Source organism: Nocardia amikacinitolerans, assembly GCF_900215415.1.
Classification (GTDB): Bacteria; Actinomycetota; Actinomycetes; order Mycobacteriales; family Mycobacteriaceae; genus Nocardia; species Nocardia amikacinitolerans.
This window is the reverse complement of the sequence record NZ_OBEG01000001.1, coordinates 687,720-705,209: the sequence shown is the minus strand read 5'-3', so window position 1 is coordinate 705,209 and position 17,490 is coordinate 687,720. Positions and strand designations below refer to the sequence as shown.

Here is a 17,490-nt window from a genome sequence, read left to right as displayed (position 1 = left end):
CTGCGGCCGCGGGCTTTGGTTCAGGCCGCCTTATACTTGCGCAGGTATTCGCCGGTCAGCGAGGTGGAGTGGGTCAGGAGGTCGGCGGGGGTGCCGGTGAAGACGATCTGGCCGCCGTCTTTGCCGCCGTCGGGGCCGAGGTCGATGACCCAGTCGGAGTGGGCGACGACGTCGAGGTTGTGTTCGATGACGACGACGGTGTTGCCGCGTTCGACGAGGCCGTCCATGAGCGCGAGCAGGGTGTCGACATCGGACATGTGCAGACCGGTGGTCGGCTCGTCGAGCACATAGATCGAGCCGGTGTTCTGCAACTGGGTGGCGAGCTTGATGCGCTGGCGTTCGCCGCCCGACAGCGTGCTCATCGCTTGGCCGAGGCTCAGGTACTCGAGACCGACCTCGTTCATGGTGCGCAGCTTGGCGTTCAGCACCTTCTCCGTGAAGAAGGCGAGCGCCTCCTCCGCCGACATCTCCAGCACGTCCGCGATGGACTTGCCGCGCAGCGTGTGGCCGAGCACGTCCTCGGAGAAGCGGCGGCCGTCGCAGGCGTCGCAGTGCGTGGTGACCGGATCCATGTAGGCGATCTCGGTGATGATCACCCCGCGCCCCTCGCACTGCTTGCACGCACCGTCGGAGTTGAAGCTGAACAGGCTCGGTGATTCGCCCGTCGCCTTGGCGAACAGCTTGCGGATGGGGTCCATCAAGCCCAAATAGGTCGCGGGAGTCGACCGGGACGACGCCGCGATCGGCGACTGGTCGACGAACAGCGCCTCGGGATGTCGGCGCACGAACACGTCCCGGATGAGGCTGCTCTTGCCCGAGCCCGCTACGCCGGTGACGGAGGTCAGAATGCCGGTGGGAATGCCGACCGTGACATCGCGCAGGTTGTGCACACTCGCGTGCTCGATCAGCAACTCGCCGGTGGCCGGGCGGAAGCTGTCCTTGACGGTGAAGGGCCTGCGCAGACCCGCGCCGGTTGGCGTATCGGCGGCGCGCAGTTCGGCGAAGCTGCCCTGGAACACCACCTGCCCGCCGTGCACACCGGCGCGCGGACCGACATCGACCACGTGGTCGGCGATCTGGATGACATCCGGGTCGTGCTCGACGACCAGCACGGTATTGCCCTTGTCCCGCAACGCTTTCAGCAGATCGTTCAGCCTGCCGACGTCGCGCGGGTGCAGCCCGACGCTCGGCTCGTCGAAGATGTAGGTCATCCCGATCAACGTGCTGGACAGATGCTTGATCATCTTCAGCCGCTGGCCCTCACCGCCGGAGAGGGTCGAGGTGGGTCGGTCCAGGCTCAGGTACCCGAGTCCGATGTCGGCGACGCGGCGCAGCGCGGTGCGGATGGCGTCGGCCAGGCCGAGCGCGGCCGGGTCGGTGATCTCGTCGAGCACCGCCATCAGATCGGTGATCTGCATCCGCGACCACTCGGCGATATTCCGGCCGTCGATCTCGGTGGCCAGCGCCGCGGCGTTGAGGCGGGCGCCCTGGCAGGTCGGGCACACGCCCTCGGTGAGGAACTTCTGCATCTGCTCGCGGGTCTTCTCGCTGAGCGTGGAGGTGTCGCGCTGCAGGCGGGTACGGGTGAACTTCGCCGCGAGCCCCTCGTAATTGGCCTTCCAGGTGCCCTTGGCGAAGGTCAGCTCCACCTTGCCGCCGCTGCCGTACAGGAAGTCCTGGTACTCGGCCTCGGTGTAGTCGGCCAGCTTCTTGTCCGGATCGAAGCGTCCGGAATTGCCGTAGAGCTGCCAATCACCGCTGCCCACACCGTGACCGGGGAGCAGAATGGCGCCTTCGTTGAGCGATTTGGTGCGATCGACCAGCCGGTCGGGGTCCGCGCGAACCGTCATGCCCAGCCCGTCGCAGTCCGGACACATGCCCTGGGGCACGTTGAACGAGTAGTTGTAGACGAATCCGGCCGAGGGCGAACCGAATCGGGCGAACATGGCGCGCACCATCGAGTAGATGTCGGTCATGGTGCCGACCGTGGAGCGCGGGCCGCCGCCGACCGGCTGCTGGTCGATGATGACCGGCGCGGTCAAATTCTCGATCGCCTCGGCGTGCGGTCGCTCGTAGCGCGGCAGGAAGTTCAGCACGAACGCCGGGAAGGTGGCGTAGAGCTGCCGCTGCGACTCCACGGCGATGGTGTCGAACACGATGGACGACTTGCCCGACCCGGAAACGCCGGTGAAGACGGTGATCTTGTTCTTGGGGATCTCCAGCGAGACGTTGCGCAGGTTGTGCTCGCTGGCCCCGAGCACCCGGATGACATCGACGGAAACGGCCGAATCGGTAGAAGGCATACCGGACACCATGCCATCGCGCACCGACAAAAGGCCCAGTGTCGAGTGGCCTAGATCACATTTCGAACGGATCGGTATCACCGTCGGCTGGAAGGGCGTCCGTAGAGTCGTGAAGTGAGCCGCGACCCGTACTGGAACCACAACACTCGTTACCACCCCTGGCTGCTCGCCAAGGCGCCGGCGTCCGCACGAACCGCGCTCGACGTGGGCTGCGGCGACGGGCTTCTGGCAAGGAAATTGGCGACGCCCGGCCGCGAGGTCGTCGGGATCGACGCGGACGCGGACGCGCTGAAACAGGCGTCGGGCGCGGACGGCGTGCGCTTCGAACAAGCCGACTTCCGCGATTTCGCAGGCGCTTTCGACTACGTGACAGCCGTGGCGGCATTGCATCACGTGCCACTCGACGAGGGCCTGAGCGCCCTACGCCGCCTCGTCGCCCCCGGCGGCACGTTGGCCGTGGTCGGACTGTGGAAGATGACGCCGGTCCGCGACGCGGGCTATCTGCCCTTGCTGCCGCTGATCTGGGCCATCGATCGCCTCCCACCGCGCCCGAGCGGTCCTGACGTGCCGATGCGGGATCCCGTGGACACCATCGACGACATTCGGAAATCCGCGGCCGCGATCCTGCCCGGCGCGCGGATCCGGCGTCGTCTCATGTGGCGCTACACATTGCTGTGGCGGCGGCCCGCGTAGACCGGTCCCCGCTCAGCGCAGGCGGGCGAGGACCGGGGCGAATTGCTCCATACTGTGCTCCAGCACGGTGAAGTAGCTGATTCCGTAGCGCTCGCGCAGTTCTCGGACGCGGTCGGCGGCCTCGTCCGGCGAACCGATGAGCAGGGTCGGGACCCGCTCGGGATTGTCGGCGGCAGATGGCGGCAGCGCCGGTGCGTACGCATCGGCGAGCGCGGCCCATTCGTCTCGCGAAACAACGCGCTGCACAAGGAGATTGAGTTCGACCTCGCCCGCGCGATCGCCGAGCAGTTCGTTGACGTAGGCCACCCGCTCGGCGGTTTCGTCCTCGTCGGCGAGTAGCACCGGGCCGCCGGGCGTGGCCGCTCCCCCGCCCGCGAAAGCGACGATGTCCGCTTGCTCGGCGGCGAGCTTCAACAGTCGGTCACCCCACCCGGCCACCAGCAGCGGCGGGCCCGAGGGCTGCGCGGGGCGCGGCTGGTACTCCGGGTCGGCGAACAACTCACGCAGCGTGGTCACCGTCTGCTCGAGGTGCCGCACCCGCTTGCCACCGCTCTCGAAAGGGATTCCCGCGGCGTCGAACTCGGCGCGGACATAGCCGGCGCCGAGCCCGAGTTCCACGCGCCCGTCGGTGAGCTGGTCCGCGCCCGCCGCGTCGCGGGCCAGCAGCACCGGGTTGTAGAAGGCGGTGTTGAGCACGAAGGTGTTGAGCCGCACCCGTTCGGTGGCCTCGGCGGCCACGATCATGGCGGGAAACGGCGCTGGCAGGCCGAGGTGGTCGGCGACACCGATGACATCGAAGCCGAGTTCCTCGGCCCTGCAGCACTTTTCGACCCACCGGAACCTGGACTCCGGCGTCACCATGTTCACGCCGAAACGAAGAGGACGCTGCACTGTCACCAGAACTGTCTACCCGTCAGCTCGGCGTGCCCGCCACCCGAGGCCGGCGCGCGGGTTCAGCACTGCGCGATCGCACTCGTCGCGACGGCCACGCCGAGCAGCGCCACCGCCGCACTCAGCGCGGGCACCGGGCGCTGGATCACATTGCGAGCGAACCGGCGCAGCGCCTCCTTGCGGCCGAGGCGACGCGGTGCTCCGTCGCCGCCAGAGTGGCGCAGTGTTCCATCGCGGCCGAACCGCAGCGTTCCCGTGCCGAGGCGGCGGAGCGCGGCGGTGTCGAGGCGAAGCGGACGGCGCGCCTGTCCCTCGGCGCCGGAGCCGGCGGAATCGCGGCGGAACCACCGGCGGACGAACCCGAGGATCGCGAGGACGATAGTGGCGGTCACCATGTCCGAACCCCTCAGGCGCCGAGCGCGTTCGGCGCCGGGCGCGGCGCGGCCGTCTTCGGCAGCACACCCGGCGCATCGACGATGCCGAAGGTGAGCAGGCTCTCGGCGGTGTCCAGCACCGTCTCGCGGACGGGGCGCATGGTCCAGCCGAGCTCCCTGCGCGCCTTGTCCGCACTGACCAGTTCGGTGCGGCCGAGAACCGGAACGGCCAACCGCACACCCTTGTCGAAGCGGGCGATGAACCGGATCAGCCAGTCGGGCAGCACCCGGGTGGGCACCCGCAGGCCGCGCGGGTTGTACTCGTCCGCGAGGATCCGGGCCAGGTCGGCCATCCACACCGGATCGGCCGCGCAGATGTACCGATTGCCCGCGGCCTGCGGCAGTTCCATCGCCAGCCGGTGCGCCACGGCGAGATCGCGCACGTCGACCGGTGTCCAGCCGGTGCGAATCGAGCCGGGCACGTCGCGCGCCAGCAGCCGTCGGATCGGCTCGTGGGAGGTGCTGGTGACCGCGGTCTGCAGCGGGCCGAGCACCATGCCAGGATTCACCGCCGCCAGCTCGAGTCCGCGCTCGGCGGGCAGGCCGCCGACGAAGTCCCACGCCGCGCGTTCGGCCAGCGTCTTGCTCTTCTGGTAGGGCGGAATCCGTTCCACCACCGACCAATCCGCCTCGGTGCGCACCTCGTCCACGTCGTGGCCGTAGGCGATCGCGGCGATCGAGGAGGTGAGCACCACTCGGCGGACCCCCTGCTCCGCGGCGGCCGCGCGCAGCACCCGCAGCGTGCCCTGCACGGCCGGTTCGACGAGCTCGCGCTCGTCGTCGGGGATGTACGGAGGGAACGGCGAGGCCACGTGCAGCACGTACGCGCAGCCCGCGACGGCCTCGGACCAGCCCGCGTCGTGGTCGAGATCCGCGGCGACGAACTCGAGGTCCGCGCCGAGGCGGCGCGCGAGCTCCACGAGGTGCGCGCGCTTGCCGGTGTTCGCCAGGTCGCGCACGGTGGCGCGGACCCGATAGCCGTGTTCGAGAAGTTCGGCGATGACGTGTCCGGCGATGAATCCCGTTGCGCCGGTGACGAGTACCTGGTTGCTCATGTGTCCCACCTGTCTGGGGAAAGAGGGAGACGGCCGGAATCTAAGCGCCGCTCAGATAATCTAAGCACCGCATAGATAGGTTGTCCAGCCCCCGTCGCATACGCTCGGATGGTGAAGCGGACCAGTTACCACCACGGCGCACTGCGTGATGAGCTGATCGCCGCATGCTTGCGCCTGATCGAAACCGAGGGCATCGCGGCGGTCAGCCTGCGCCGCGTGGCCAGAGAGGCGGGCGTCAGCACCGGCGCGCCGTACCATCACTTCGCCGACAGGGCCGCGCTGCTCGCGACCCTGTCCACCAAGGGTTTCGAGCTGCTCGCGGCCGAACTCACCGCCGCGCGGGCGGCCGCGACCGGCTCACCGCTGGACACCCTCGGCGCACTGACCGTCGCCTACGTCCGCTTCTCGCGCGAGCAGCCCGCCTACTTCCGCCTGATGTTCCGGCCCGAGCTCTCCCAACCGGAGAAGCACCCCGATGCCGTCGCCGCGGGCGACGCCGCGTTCGCGGTCCTGGCCGATGCCATCGGCGACTGCGTTGCGGCCGGTCTGCTGCCCGCCGACAAAGCCGACATCCTCGGCATCACCTGGTGGGGCATCGGCCACGGACTCGCCTCGCTGTGGCTGGACGGTCAGCTGGAGAAACGAAGCAGCCAACTCGGCACGACCGCTCCCGAACTGGTCGAAGAAGTACTGCGCACGGTGTCTTCGTTTCTCACGCCCGGGCCTTGACCCGGTTAAGCACTTTCTGCCCTAGAGTGGGCGCCAGATGTTTGCTGTTCCGTCACTGCTCAACCCGAATACCGTGAGCCGAGAGGGATGACCGGATGTCCGCACAGCAGCTCGACCCCGTCGTCCAAGAGTTCGTGGACGCGCTCAACGCCAACGACCTCGACCGCTTCCGCGCGGTGCTCACCGAGGACGCGACCATGTCCGACGACGGCGTGGAGCGCGATGTCTCGCAGTGGACCGACGCGGAGATCTTCGCGAGCAACGGCCGGATGCAGGTCGAATCAGTGACCGACGGCGGCGTGGAACTGCTCGCCGACTACACGAATTCGCGCTGGGGATCGATGCGCACCGCGTGGCGGTTCATCGTGCGCGACGGCAAGATCAGCCGATTCGAGACCGGACAGGCCTGACCCCTTGCCGTGGCCGCGCCGATCTTGACATTCTGACCTCGTGTTCGACGCGCCGCCCTACGGCTCGGGTTCCCTGGCCGACCTGTTCCCCTCCGTCCTCGCCTGCCTCGGTGTGCCCGGCGAAATCGATCGGCTCGGCCTCGGCCTGTCCGCCCGCCGGATCTGCGTCCTACTGGTGGACGGACTCGGCGCGGAAGCGCTCGCCGCGCACCAGCGGGAGGCGCCGTTCCTGTCGAGCCTCGCCCCCGGCCAGCTGTCGGCGGGGTTCCCGAGCACGACCGCGACCAGCCTGAGCTCGCTCGGCGTGGGGGTGCCGCCGGGTGAGCACGGCATCGTCGGATATCTGATGAACGTGCCCGGCTACGACCGGTTGGTCAACGCGCTGCGCTGGCGCCTGCACGGCGAGGGTCCGAAGGTCGACCTGCTTCGCGAACTCGTGCCTGAGCAGTTCCAGCCCGCCGCAACGGTGTTCGAACGCGCCGCCCGCGCGGGGATCAGCGTCTCACAGGTGGCTCCGATGTATCAGGCGGGCTCCGGACTGACCAGGGCCGTGCTGCGCGGCTGCGATTTCCGCCCGAGCCTGTCGTTCGGCGATCTGGTCGACGGCGTGTCCACCGCCTTGCGCGCGGGCGAGCGCTCGCTCGTCTACGCCTATCACGGCGACCTGGACACCACCGGTCATGTGCGTGGTCCGTCCTCGGACGCGTGGCGGCTGGAACTCGCGCACGTCGACCGCCTTGCCGCCACGATCGCCGAACACCTGCCGCCGGACGCGGCACTGCTGGTGACCGCCGACCACGGCATGGTGGAGCTGACCGGAACGGTGGATTTCGACGCGGTCGAGGCCTTGCGCGCCGGTGTCGACCGGCTCGGCGGCGAACCGCGAGCCCGGCACGTCTACACCGTCGACGGCGCGGTGGACGATGTCGCGGCGGCGTGGCGGGAGACCCTCGGCGCCGATTTCGCGGTGCTGCCGCGCGCCGAGGTGATCGAACGCGGTTGGTTCGGGCCGACGGTGGAGTCGTCGGTGGTCGAGCGGATCGGGGATCTCGTCGTCGCGGCGCGCGGACCGCGCGGTGTCATCCGCACCGGCGCCGAACCGCTGCAATCGGCGATGCTGGGCCACCACGGATCGCTGACCTCGGCCGAGCTGAACGTGCCGCTGCGCACCTGCCTCGCCTGATCGACACACCGGACCGCCTCGACACACCCGAAGCAGGCCCGCTTACCCTCGATACCGATCGCGGCGGCCCATCCGCTCGACCAGGTGACCAGGAGGAGCAGATGAACGCCACCGTGCGCAGGACCGTCCTCGGCGCGGCGGCCGCCGCGCTGCTGCTGGCCGGATGCACCGACATCGAGCGCGCGCTCAACAAGGGCGGCGACACACCGTGCAGCGAGTACGTCAAGCAGGACGCCGACACCAAGCGCATGACGATCACCAAGTTCGTCAAGCAGCAGACCGGCGACGAGCGCGAACCCGCCGGCACCGCCGTCGACGCCACCATCATCTCCGTCGACCTGCTCTGCGCAGGCCAGCGCAATGCGGAGACGCCCATCAAGAACGCCGACGTAGCGGGCATCTTCCTCAACAAGTGAGGTGCCAGGGCGTTCACCGCCCAACGGGCGGATGGGCGGCCAGCCAGTCGGTGGCGCGCTTGCGGGAGGCGCGGGAAAGCCAAGCGTCCTGGATGATCTCGGTGAGCTCGCCGACGGTGATCTCGTGCAGGTGGCAGGCGCGCACCAGCACCGAGGGGTGTCCGTCGAAGTGCGGTGTCGTGAAGAACGGCGAGTCCGGATCCTGTACCAGCGCTTGCTTATCCGACTCCGAGGGCACCCAGATGACGATCACGTCCCTGTAGCGCTCGCCGGTCCGCGGGTCGAAGGCATCGGGCCGTGGATTGCGGAAGAACACGAACGACTTCCCGCCGACCTGGTAGATGGCGTTGCCGAGCGGGCCCGCCGCGTTGGTCACGTGCGGCATGCCGCGCGCGATGGTGTGGACGTCGGAGGGCCGGGCTGGTCGCTCGCGTTTCCCCATGCCAAGAGGGTAATAAACGGCGTGTCGTCTCGTTGCGTCCGCCATGATGAGAGCACGAAGAGGCGATTTCACTCGACGACAAGGGTTTTCCGCGGTGGCACCGTCGCGCACCCTCACCCGGCAGCGGGCAGAACTGGAGAAGGAGTGGACCCGGTGGGCATCGACCGCCGGTCCTCGCGCACGCGTGCGCCCCGAGTCCAGTGTCCTACGCAACGACGTGGCGCAGTCCTGGCAGCGTTCGCTGCACACCGTCGATCCCGACCGCACCGTCGCGCCGGGGCTCGACCGGATCGATGACCGATGGGCGGAATCCCCGCTGCGCGGACCGGTCACCGAACTGGCGGGCCAGATGCGCAGCATCGCCGAGGACGCGAAATACCTGGCGGTGGTCAGCGACGCGGCGGGCACGATCCTGTGGTCCGGCGGTGACCGCAGGCTGCGCCGCCAGGCCGAGGACGTGAACTTCGCGCCGGGCGGCTGCTGGGACGAAAGCCATATGGGCACCAACGGGTTGTCCCTCGCTTTGCACGACGACCGTCCGGTCACCGTGTTCTCCGCCGAGCACTTGGTCGCCGCGCTGCACGGGTGGGTCTGCTACTCCGCGCCGATCCACGCGCCGGACGGCAAGCTGCTCGGCGTCCTGGATCTGTCCAGCGTCTGGAGCCGCTCGCATCCGATGGCGATGGCCTCGGTGCGGTCGCTGGTGACGGCCGTGGAGACGGTACTGCGCACCAGCGCGCCGCCGCCCGCCGCGGGGGTCCGGCTCGAATGTCTCGGCACGGCAAGGCTGTTGCGCGACGGCAGGCCGGTGCCGCTGCCGCCGCGTCAGCTGGAGATCCTCGCGTTGCTCGCGCTGGAACCGGAGGGCTACACCCCCGAGCAGCTACACGCGGCGGTCTACGGCGACCGTCCGGTCTCGACCAACACCCTGAAAGCCGATGTCTCGCACCTGCGCCGGGCCACCGGCGGTGAGATCGCCAATCGCCGCTACATGCTGACCGGCCCGCTGTCCTGCGACGCGGTCGACCTGCTCGCCGCGATCACCGCGGGCGACACCTCGAGCGCGGTCTGGCACTACCGTGGCCCGCTGCTTCCTGGTTCCGACACCCCCGGCGTCGTCGAATGGCGCGACTACCTCGATGTCGGCATTCGCACCGCGGTCCTGGCCAGCGACCGTCCCGAGCACGCGATCGCCTTCGGCGAGCGCGCGGCGGACGATATCGCCGTGCACGAACACGCGTTGCGGCTGTTGCCCGCCGACGACGTCCGCCGCGCGGTGGTCGCCGCCCGGCTGCACAACGCACTGCACGGCTGACACCGCGCGCACGATCGAGACCGCGCGGTCACCAACCTCGCGCCAACCTTCGCCGTCCATAGTGGCCTCGTCGCTGGGTTTCGCGCGAGGAGTGATTGCGATGATCTACGCCAAACCGGGTTCCGACGCCGCGATAGTCGGTTACGCAACCCGCTACGACAACTTCATCGACGGCGACTGGGCCGCCCCGATCGAGGGACGGTACTTCGACAATCCCTCCCCCGTCGACGGCGAAACCTTCTGCTCGGTCGCCCGTTCCACCGCGGCCGACATCGACCTGGCATTGGAGTCCGCGCACCACGCCGCCGCGGCATGGGCGGCGACCTCGCCGACCGAGCGCTCGAACATCCTCCTGAAAATCGCCGAGCGCCTCGAGAACAGCCTCGAGCCGCTCGCGGTCGCCGAGACCTGGGACAACGGCAAACCGGTCCGCGAAACCCTCGCCGCCGACCTGCCTTTGGCGGTGGACCACTTCCGCTACTTCGCCGGCGCCATCCGGGCCCAGGAGGGCAGCATCGCCCAGATCGACGCCGACACCGTCGCCTACCACTTCTACGAGCCGCTCGGCGTGGTCGGACAGATCATTCCGTGGAACTTCCCCATTCTGATGGCGGCGTGGAAGCTGGCTCCCGCGCTGGCCGCGGGCAACTGCGTGGTGCTCAAACCGGCCGAGCAGACGCCGGCCTCGATTCTGCTCGTGGTGGAGCTGATCGCGGATCTGCTGCCGCCGGGAGTTCTCAACGTGGTCAATGGTTTCGGTGTGGAGGCGGGCAAGCCGCTGGCATCGAGCCCGCGGGTGGCCAAGGTCGCGTTCACCGGTGAGACCACCACGGGGCGGCTGATCATGCAGTACGCGAGCGAGAACATCATTCCGGTGACGCTGGAGTTGGGTGGCAAGAGTCCCAACATCTTCCTGCCCGATGTCATGGCCGCCGACGACGAATTCCTGGACAAGGCCGTCGAGGGCTTCGTGATGTTCGCGCTCAACCAGGGCGAGGTGTGCACCTGCCCGTCGCGCGCGCTGATCCACTCGTCCATCTACGACGAGTTCCTGGCCCGCTGCCTGGAGCGGACCGCGGCCATCGAGGGCGGGAACCCGCTCGACGACACGACCATGATCGGCGCCCAGGCCAGCAACGACCAGTACGAGAAGATCCTGTCCTACATCGATATCGGCAGGCAGGAAGGCGCCCGCGTGCTCACCGGAGGTGAAGCGCGCAAGGTGGACGGACTACCCGGCGGGTACTACATCCAGCCCACCGTGCTCGAGGGCGACAACACCATGCGCGTCTTCCAGGAGGAGATCTTCGGACCCGTTGTGGCGGTGACCCGTTTCGACACCGTCGACGAAGCGGTCCGGATCGCCAACGACACCCTCTACGGCCTCGGCGCGGGCGTGTGGACCAGGGACGGCGCCACTGCCTACCGAATGGGCCGGGCCATCAAGGCGGGCCGGGTGTGGACCAACTGCTACCACGCTTATCCCGCGCACGCCGCCTTCGGCGGCTACAAGAAGTCCGGCATCGGCAGGGAAAACCACAAGATGATGCTGGGCCACTACCAGCAGACCAAGAACCTGCTGGTGAGCTACTCCCCCACCAAGCTCGGATTCTTCTGATGCGGAATCGAATCACTCTGATGTCGAACCGGATTCATCGCGTCGGCATGACCGACGCGGCGCAAGTCGTCTTGCGCCGGTTGATCGAACACCACGGGCCGGTGCTGTTCCACCAGTCCGGCGGATGCTGCGACGGCAGCTCCCCCATGTGCTTCCCGGCCCGCGAGTTCCGGGTCGGCGCCGCCGACGTGCTGCTCGGACAGCTGCCCTGGCACACCGAGTTCTGGATGAGCGGCGATCAGTTCCAGCTGTGGAAACACACGCACCTGACGGTGGACGTGGTGCCGGGGCGCGGCTCGGGCTTCTCCCTCGAGTCGCCGGAGGGCGTGCGTTTCCTCATCCGATCCCGCCTGCTGACCGACGAGGAAGCGGCAGCACTGGCGGCCGGTCCGCCGCCGCGCACCGGAGCCGAACGGCTCACCTGAGGCCCGGCGACGGGACGCCTGGCCGGCTCGCCCGCAGACCGAGCCGGCCAGGCCCCGGGCTCAGCGACCGGGAAGGAGCCGCAGGCTGCGCGCGACGAGCATCAGGAACCGCTGCCACAGGTCTTGCGAAAGGAACGGCGGCGGGTCCAGATTCATGAACCGGGTGACAACGACCGTCTGCGGTTCGGTGAACTTCAGCAGGCCGTCCGCGCCGTGCCTGCGCCCGACGCCGGAGATACCCATGCCGCCCATCGGCGCGGCGGTGGTGCCCCACGCCGGTGCGTAGCCTTCGTCGACGCACACGGTGCCGGCGTGCAGTCGCTGCGCGATCTTCTCGCCCGCCGACTTGCTCTCCGCCCACACGCTGGCGTTGAGGCCGTACTCGGTGTCGTTGGCCAACCGGATGGCGTCCTCGACGGAATCGACAGGATAGATCGACACCAGCGGGCCGAAGGTCTCGTTGCGGCCGCACTCCATCTCGTCGGTGACGTCGGCGAGCACGGTCGGTTCGAAGAACAGCGGACCGAGGTCGGGGCGCGCCTTGCCGCCCGCGAGCACCGTGGCGCCCTTGGAGGTGGCGTCGGCGACGTGCTTGGTGACGGTCTCCAGCTGCGACTCCGAGATGAGGGAGCCGATGTCGGCCGAATTGTCGTAGGCGGCGCCCAGTTTCGCGGCGCGCACCGCGGCGAGGAACTTCTCGGTGAACTCGTCCGCGACCGCCTTTTCGACGTAGAGCCGCTCGATCGAGATACACAGCTGGCCCGCGTTGGAGAAGCACGCGCGCACCGCGGCCTTGGCCGCCTTGGCCAGATCCGCGCCGCGGGTGACGATCATCGGGTTCTTGCCGCCCAGTTCGGCGGAGAACCCGATTAGCCTGCGCCCGCACTGTTCGGCGAGGGCGCGGCCGGTGGCCGAGGAGCCGGTGAACATCAGGTAGTCGCAGTTGTCGACGATGGCGGTGCCGACCTCGGTGCCGGGACCGGGGACGACGGCGAGCAGGTCGCGCGGCAGTCCGGCCTGGTAGAGCAGTTCGGCGGCGGCCAGCGCGGAGTACGGCGTCTGGCTGTCGGGCTTGACCACCACCGCGTTGCCCGCGAGCAACGCGGGGATGGAGTCGCCGATGGACAGCACCATCGGGTAGTTCCACGGCGCGATCACGCCGACGACGCCCTTGGGGTGGACGTGCACCGCGGCGCGGTTCAGCACCGGGAACGCGCCGGGCACCTTGCGCGGCGCCAGCAGGCCGGGCGCGACCTTGGCGAAGTAGCGGGCCGCGAACATCATGCCCATGATCTCTTCCTGGGCCGCCCAGCGCGCCTTGCCTGTCTCGGCTTGGATGACGTCCATCAGGGCTTCGCGGTTCTCGATGAGCAGCGTGCGGAAGCGATCGAACACCGCAGAGCGATCCGCGGCGGGGCGTGCGGCCCAACGCGCCTGCGCGGCCCTGGCCTTGGCGAATGCCGACGCCACATCCTCGGCGGTGCCGACCGGCACGGAGCCGAGCGGTTTGCCGGTGAACGTCTCGGCGATCGTCTTGCGCGAGCGAGCCTCGGGGCCATCGATCGCGGCGAGCGCGCTCAGACGGTCGAAGACTCCGGCTTCCGGCGCTGGCATCCTTGCCTCCTACTTGTGAGTAACTTCGGGATACACACAATCTACGCTGTCGCGCCGCCCGAACACACGCGGTCGACAGACTCGGTCCCGAAATCCGGCGCGGCAAGGCAGTCGTGGATCAGCTTTGTTTCGGGTTGTCAAATCGAGTCTCGTTCAGCGGGACCGGAATGACAGCGGTGTAGTTCGCTGAATTACGTTGTGCGGATGTTCAGAGCGAGGCTCGGTGTCCGGAGCCGGATACTGGCGATCGCGCTCCTGCCGAGCCTGACTCTGCTCGTGATCGGCGTGGGTGCGGCGGGATACCTGGTCGACCAGGGCAACACCGCGAAAGACTGGGCGGCGCAGATGCAGGCCGCGATCCCCTCGACCAGGGAACTGATGGAGGCGACGCAGCAAGAACGCCACCTCACCCTGGCGCATTTGGCGGGCGACGATTCGACCGGCCCCGCGCTCACAGCGGCGCGGGTGCGGCTGGACGGCGCGCTGCGCAAGCTGCTGGAGGCCTCCGCGGGGATCCGCGCCGTGGACGACTCGAAGATCGGCGACGACCTGGCCGGGTTCAACACCCTCGCCCAACACCTGGCAGGCGTTCGCGCGCAGACGGATTCGCGCCAACTGCCGATGGCCGAGGCCTACGGCTTCTACAACCGGCTGCTCGATGTCGTCTCGGTGGGCTCGCAGGTCGCCCAGCAGTCCGCGCCCGACGCCGAGATCGGTGTCGAGATCACCGAGGGCATGCGGTTGCTCTACGCCGCCGAGGCCATGTCGCGCGGTCACGCGTTGGCCGTCGCGATGGTCACCGCGAACGGCGACCTGCCGATGCCGGTCGAGGAGTATCTGCGCCAGATCGGCTTCTACCACACCGAGATCGCGCTGCTCGCCAGCGAGATCGACATCGAACAGCGCGAGGCGGCCGCCGCGTTGACCGGCTCCGGGGCCTGGCAGCGGCTGTCCGCGATGGAAAACGCCATCGCGCGGCGCTACGTCGCGCCGGTCGAGGACGAATCGTCCACCGGCGGCGCGAGCCGTGACGAGGCCGCGCCGCTGCCGCTGTCCCCGCAGGACTGGCAGGCCGCCGCCGCGGAGATCAACCGCGGCCTGCTCGATCTGTGGATCACCCAGAACAAGCACACCCAGCGGCTGGCCGAGGAGAAGTCGTCCGATTCCGCGCTCACCTCGCTCTTCGGCGGTGGTGGCGTGCTGCTGGTCAGCGTCGCCGCCATCGTGGTCGCGGTGCTGATGGCGAATCGAATCATCAAGCGGCTCAGGCGGTTGCGCGGCGAGACCCTTGCGCTGGCCGACAACCGGCTGCCCGACATGATGCGCAGGCTGCGCGCGGGCGAACAGGTCGATCCCGCCGAGGAGACGCCGCGCCTGGACTACGGCCACGACGAGATCGGCGAAGTGGCACAGGCTTTCGAACACGCGCACGCGGCCGCGGTGTCGGCGGCGGTGGACGAGGCCCGCACCCGCGAAGGCGTCAAGGCGGTCTTCCTCAATATCGCCCACCGCAGTCAGATCGTGGTGCACCGGCAGCTGGAGATCCTGGACGAGGCCGAGGCGCGCCAGGAGGATCCGGCCCTGCTGGAGACGCTGTTCCGGCTCGACCACCTGGCGACCCGCGAGCGCCGCAACGCCGAGAACTTGATCATCCTCGGCGGCGGCCAGCCGGGCAGGCAGTGGCGCTACCCGATTCCATTGATGGATCTGGTGCGTTCGGCGGTCGGCGAGACGCTCGACTACGCGCGGGTGCGGGTGACGCGGCTGCCGGAGGTGCGCGTGCTCGGAACGGTGGTCGCCGACCTCGTGCACCTGGTCGCCGAGCTGGTGGACAACGCCACCGCGTTCTCCCCGCCGCAGTCGCGGGTGGAGATCTTCGGAAACGTCGTCGGCCGCGGTGTGGTCGTCGAGGTCAGCGACCAGGGCATGGGCATGCCCGAAGCCGAGCTCGAGCGGGTCAACGAGATGCTGCGCAACCCACCGGACTTCGGTGTCGCCACGCTCTCGGCGGATTCGCGCCTCGGACTGTTCGTCGTGGCGCAGCTGGCCGTCCGGCACGGCGTCGCGGTGCGGCTCGCGGAGTCGGATTACGGCGGCATCCGCGCCATCGTGCTCCTCCCGACCGCGCTGCTCGTCACCGACACCGCGCCCAGCGCGCCGGAGACACCGGCCGCCGATCAGGCGCGACGTCCACGGCATCCGGTGCCGTTCATCGAGGCGCCCGGAACCGAAACACCCGGCGGCGCGACCGAACCGACGGCCCCGGTACTCACCATGGACCCGCCCGCCGCACCGAAACCCGAACCGACGGAACCGGATCCGAACAGCTCGGCCGCCCCGCCCGCGACCACCGCAGACGGCAGGCCGGTGCTGCCCAAGCGCAACCGCCAGGCCAATCTCGCGCCCCAACTGGCGCAGCCGTCGACCCAGGAACCCGTCGCCGAACGTGCGCGTTCCGCCGAACAGGCCCGGGATCTGATGTCCGCCATCGAGAATGGAACCCGGCAGGGTCGCCGTGCGCAGCCCGCCGACGAACAGGAAGGCGTGTAGTGACCGCTCCCAAACCCGGTGATCTCAACTGGCTGCTCGACGATCTGGTGGATCGGCTGGCCGGTGTGCGGCACGCGGTGGTGCTGTCCACCGACGGACTGCTGCTCGGCCGCTCCACCGCGATGACCCGTGACGACGCCGAACATTTCGCCGCCATGTCCTCGACCCTGTACGGACTCGCGCGCAGCGCGGGCAGTCGATTCGACGGCGGCGGCGTGCGCCAGGCGGTCATCGAACTCGACCGCGCCGTGCTTTTCGTGACGTCCGCGGGTGACAACGCCTGCCTCGCGCTGCAAGCCTCCGAGAGCGCGAATCTCGGCATGGTGGCCTACGAGATGAACGTGACCGTCCAGCGTGTCGGCTCCTATCTGTCCACCCCCGCCCGGTTGCCATGACGCGCCGGGGTGAGCCGTGGTTCGACGACGCGGCCGGACCGCTGATCCGGCCGTACGCGCTGACCCGTGGACGCACCATGGGCGCAGGTCACGATTTGGACATCGTGACGGTGGTGGTCACCGCCTCCCCCGCACCGACATTGCGCAGGCCGGAGCCCGAATACGCGGAAATCGTGCGCCTGTGCCGTGATCCGCAATCGGTCGCAGAGGTGGCGGCCAACTTGAAACTTCCCCTTGCGGTGACCAAGATTCTCGTCGGCGACCTGATCGGCGAGGGACAACTGATCTTCCGGGCTCCGGTGCAAACGGAGGCCGGCCCCGGCGATCTCAACATATTGCGAGCGGTACTGGATGGCATCAGAAAACTTTGACCCCGCCCGGCTCGATCCCGACGGGGCCCAGCACTTGGCCGCGTCGGTCAAGATCCTCATCGCCGGCGGCTTCGGCGTCGGCAAGACCACCATGGTGTCGTCGATCAGCGAGATCGCGCCGCTACGCACCGAGGAACTCATCACCGAAGTCAGCAGCGGCGTCGACGATTTGTCCGGCGTGGAGTCCAAATCGACCACCACCGTGGCATTGGACTTCGGGCGCATCACCATCGATCGCGATCTGGTGCTGTACCTGTTCGGCACGCCGGGACAGGACCGGTTCTGGTTCCTGTGGGACGAGCTGTCCCGCGGCGCGCTCGGCGCGGTCGTGCTGGCCGACACCCGGCGCCTCGGCAATTCCTTTGCCGCCGTGGACTTCTTCGAACGCCGCGGGCTGCCGTTCATGGTCGGGGTGAACTGCTTCGACGGAGCGCCGCGCTACACCGAGGACGAGGTGCGCGACGCACTCGATCTCGACGCGGACACCCCGGTGATGCTGTGCGACGCCCGCAATCGCGAATCGGCCAAGAACGTGCTGCTCACGCTGGTGCAGCATCTCATCGAGCTGGCCGGACGCGAGCCCGTCACCACCTGAACCGCACGTCCGATGGGCGCTGCGCACGGCCGGAGCGAAGGCGAGGTCCGC

At 68.8% G+C, this 17,490-nt stretch carries 18 protein-coding genes; 12 read left to right on the top strand and 6 right to left on the bottom strand.

What is annotated here, in order from left to right; genetic code table 11:
* Positions 1-20: 20 nt before the first annotated feature.
* The gene (locus tag CRP45_RS03315; protein WP_097244538.1) at positions 21-2,303 is read right to left on the bottom strand and encodes an ATP-binding cassette domain-containing protein; all 2,283 of its coding nucleotides are present in this window, start codon (positions 2,301-2,303) and stop codon (positions 21-23) included.
* A 114-nt stretch (positions 2,304-2,417) separates the two neighbouring features.
* Here CRP45_RS03315 and CRP45_RS03310 point away from each other — a divergent pair, with 114 nt between their 5' ends.
* Positions 2,418-2,996 carry a class I SAM-dependent methyltransferase gene (locus tag CRP45_RS03310; RefSeq protein ID WP_097243716.1) on the top strand — a complete coding sequence of 193 codons (579 nt, stop codon included), beginning with the start codon at positions 2,418-2,420 and terminating at the stop codon, positions 2,994-2,996.
* 12 nt (positions 2,997-3,008) lie between these two features.
* On the opposite strand, the gene CRP45_RS03305 is transcribed toward CRP45_RS03310, so the two are convergent.
* From CRP45_RS03305 to CRP45_RS03295, 3 genes are read right to left on the bottom strand one after another with little or no spacing between them, the layout of a single operon-like run.
* A complete protein-coding gene (locus CRP45_RS03305) occupies positions 3,009-3,893 on the bottom strand; it encodes an LLM class F420-dependent oxidoreductase (RefSeq protein WP_097243715.1) in 885 nt (294 codons plus the stop codon).
* Positions 3,894-3,949: 56 nt separating this feature from the next.
* The gene (locus tag CRP45_RS03300; protein ID WP_097243714.1) at positions 3,950-4,282 is read right to left on the bottom strand and encodes a hypothetical protein; all 333 of its coding nucleotides are present in this window, start codon (positions 4,280-4,282) and stop codon (positions 3,950-3,952) included.
* Between the two features lie 11 nt (positions 4,283-4,293).
* Positions 4,294-5,376: an SDR family oxidoreductase gene (locus tag CRP45_RS03295; protein WP_097243713.1), complete on the bottom strand. Its 1,083-nt coding sequence runs from the start codon at positions 5,374-5,376 to the stop codon at positions 4,294-4,296.
* 108 nt (positions 5,377-5,484) lie between these two features.
* Between CRP45_RS03295 and CRP45_RS03290 the strand changes: the two genes are divergently transcribed.
* From CRP45_RS03290 to CRP45_RS03275, 4 genes are all read left to right on the top strand, one after another.
* Positions 5,485-6,105: a TetR/AcrR family transcriptional regulator gene (locus CRP45_RS03290; RefSeq protein ID WP_067778053.1), complete on the top strand. Its 621-nt coding sequence runs from the start codon at positions 5,485-5,487 to the stop codon at positions 6,103-6,105.
* A gap of 95 nt (positions 6,106-6,200) precedes the next feature.
* The gene (locus CRP45_RS03285) at positions 6,201-6,515 is read left to right on the top strand and encodes a nuclear transport factor 2 family protein (protein WP_097243712.1); all 315 of its coding nucleotides are present in this window, start codon (positions 6,201-6,203) and stop codon (positions 6,513-6,515) included.
* Positions 6,516-6,555: 40 nt separating this feature from the next.
* A complete protein-coding gene (locus CRP45_RS03280; RefSeq protein ID WP_097243711.1) occupies positions 6,556-7,698 on the top strand; it encodes an alkaline phosphatase family protein in 1,143 nt (380 codons plus the stop codon).
* Positions 7,699-7,799: 101 nt separating this feature from the next.
* Complete coding sequence (locus CRP45_RS03275; protein WP_097243710.1) at positions 7,800-8,114, top strand: hypothetical protein; 315 nt, start codon at positions 7,800-7,802, stop codon at positions 8,112-8,114.
* A gap of 13 nt (positions 8,115-8,127) precedes the next feature.
* Here the strand turns inward: CRP45_RS03275 and CRP45_RS03270 are convergent, their stop codons facing one another.
* On the bottom strand, positions 8,128-8,556 hold the full coding sequence (locus tag CRP45_RS03270; RefSeq protein ID WP_097243709.1) for an MmcQ/YjbR family DNA-binding protein: 429 nt from the start codon (positions 8,554-8,556) through the stop codon (positions 8,128-8,130).
* 94 nt (positions 8,557-8,650) lie between these two features.
* On the opposite strand from CRP45_RS03270, the gene CRP45_RS03265 reads away from it, so the two are divergent.
* From CRP45_RS03265 to CRP45_RS03255, 3 genes are all read left to right on the top strand, one after another.
* Complete coding sequence (locus CRP45_RS03265) at positions 8,651-9,871, top strand: transcriptional regulator (protein WP_245909852.1); 1,221 nt, start codon at positions 8,651-8,653, stop codon at positions 9,869-9,871.
* A gap of 100 nt (positions 9,872-9,971) precedes the next feature.
* Entirely contained in the window at positions 9,972-11,489 is a 1,518-nt protein-coding gene (gene exaC, locus CRP45_RS03260; RefSeq protein ID WP_097244536.1) for an acetaldehyde dehydrogenase ExaC, read from the top strand.
* A gap of 20 nt (positions 11,490-11,509) precedes the next feature.
* Positions 11,510-11,914: a DUF779 domain-containing protein gene (locus tag CRP45_RS03255; protein ID WP_067778060.1), complete on the top strand. Its 405-nt coding sequence runs from the start codon at positions 11,510-11,512 to the stop codon at positions 11,912-11,914.
* A 60-nt stretch (positions 11,915-11,974) separates the two neighbouring features.
* Here CRP45_RS03255 and CRP45_RS03250 read toward each other — a convergent pair whose 3' ends face one another.
* Complete coding sequence (locus CRP45_RS03250; protein ID WP_097243708.1) at positions 11,975-13,528, bottom strand: succinic semialdehyde dehydrogenase; 1,554 nt, start codon at positions 13,526-13,528, stop codon at positions 11,975-11,977.
* A 204-nt stretch (positions 13,529-13,732) separates the two neighbouring features.
* Between CRP45_RS03250 and CRP45_RS03245 the strand changes: the two genes are divergently transcribed.
* Genes CRP45_RS03245 through CRP45_RS03230 form a run of 4 tightly spaced genes read left to right on the top strand, consistent with a single transcriptional unit; the run spans position 13,733 to position 17,439 of the window.
* Complete coding sequence (locus CRP45_RS03245; protein WP_097243707.1) at positions 13,733-16,078, top strand: sensor histidine kinase; 2,346 nt, start codon at positions 13,733-13,735, stop codon at positions 16,076-16,078.
* Positions 16,078-16,473, top strand: a complete 396-nt coding sequence (locus CRP45_RS03240; protein ID WP_097243706.1) for a roadblock/LC7 domain-containing protein — start codon at positions 16,078-16,080, stop codon at positions 16,471-16,473. The genes CRP45_RS03245 and CRP45_RS03240 overlap by 1 nt, the downstream gene beginning before the upstream one ends.
* Positions 16,470-16,844, top strand: a complete 375-nt coding sequence (locus tag CRP45_RS03235; protein WP_067778064.1) for a DUF742 domain-containing protein — start codon at positions 16,470-16,472, stop codon at positions 16,842-16,844. Before CRP45_RS03240 ends, CRP45_RS03235 begins: the two co-directional genes overlap by 4 nt.
* Positions 16,825-17,439, top strand: a complete 615-nt coding sequence (locus CRP45_RS03230; RefSeq protein ID WP_067778065.1) for a GTP-binding protein — start codon at positions 16,825-16,827, stop codon at positions 17,437-17,439. The genes CRP45_RS03235 and CRP45_RS03230 overlap by 20 nt, the downstream gene beginning before the upstream one ends.
* Positions 17,440-17,490: the final 51 nt, after the last annotated feature.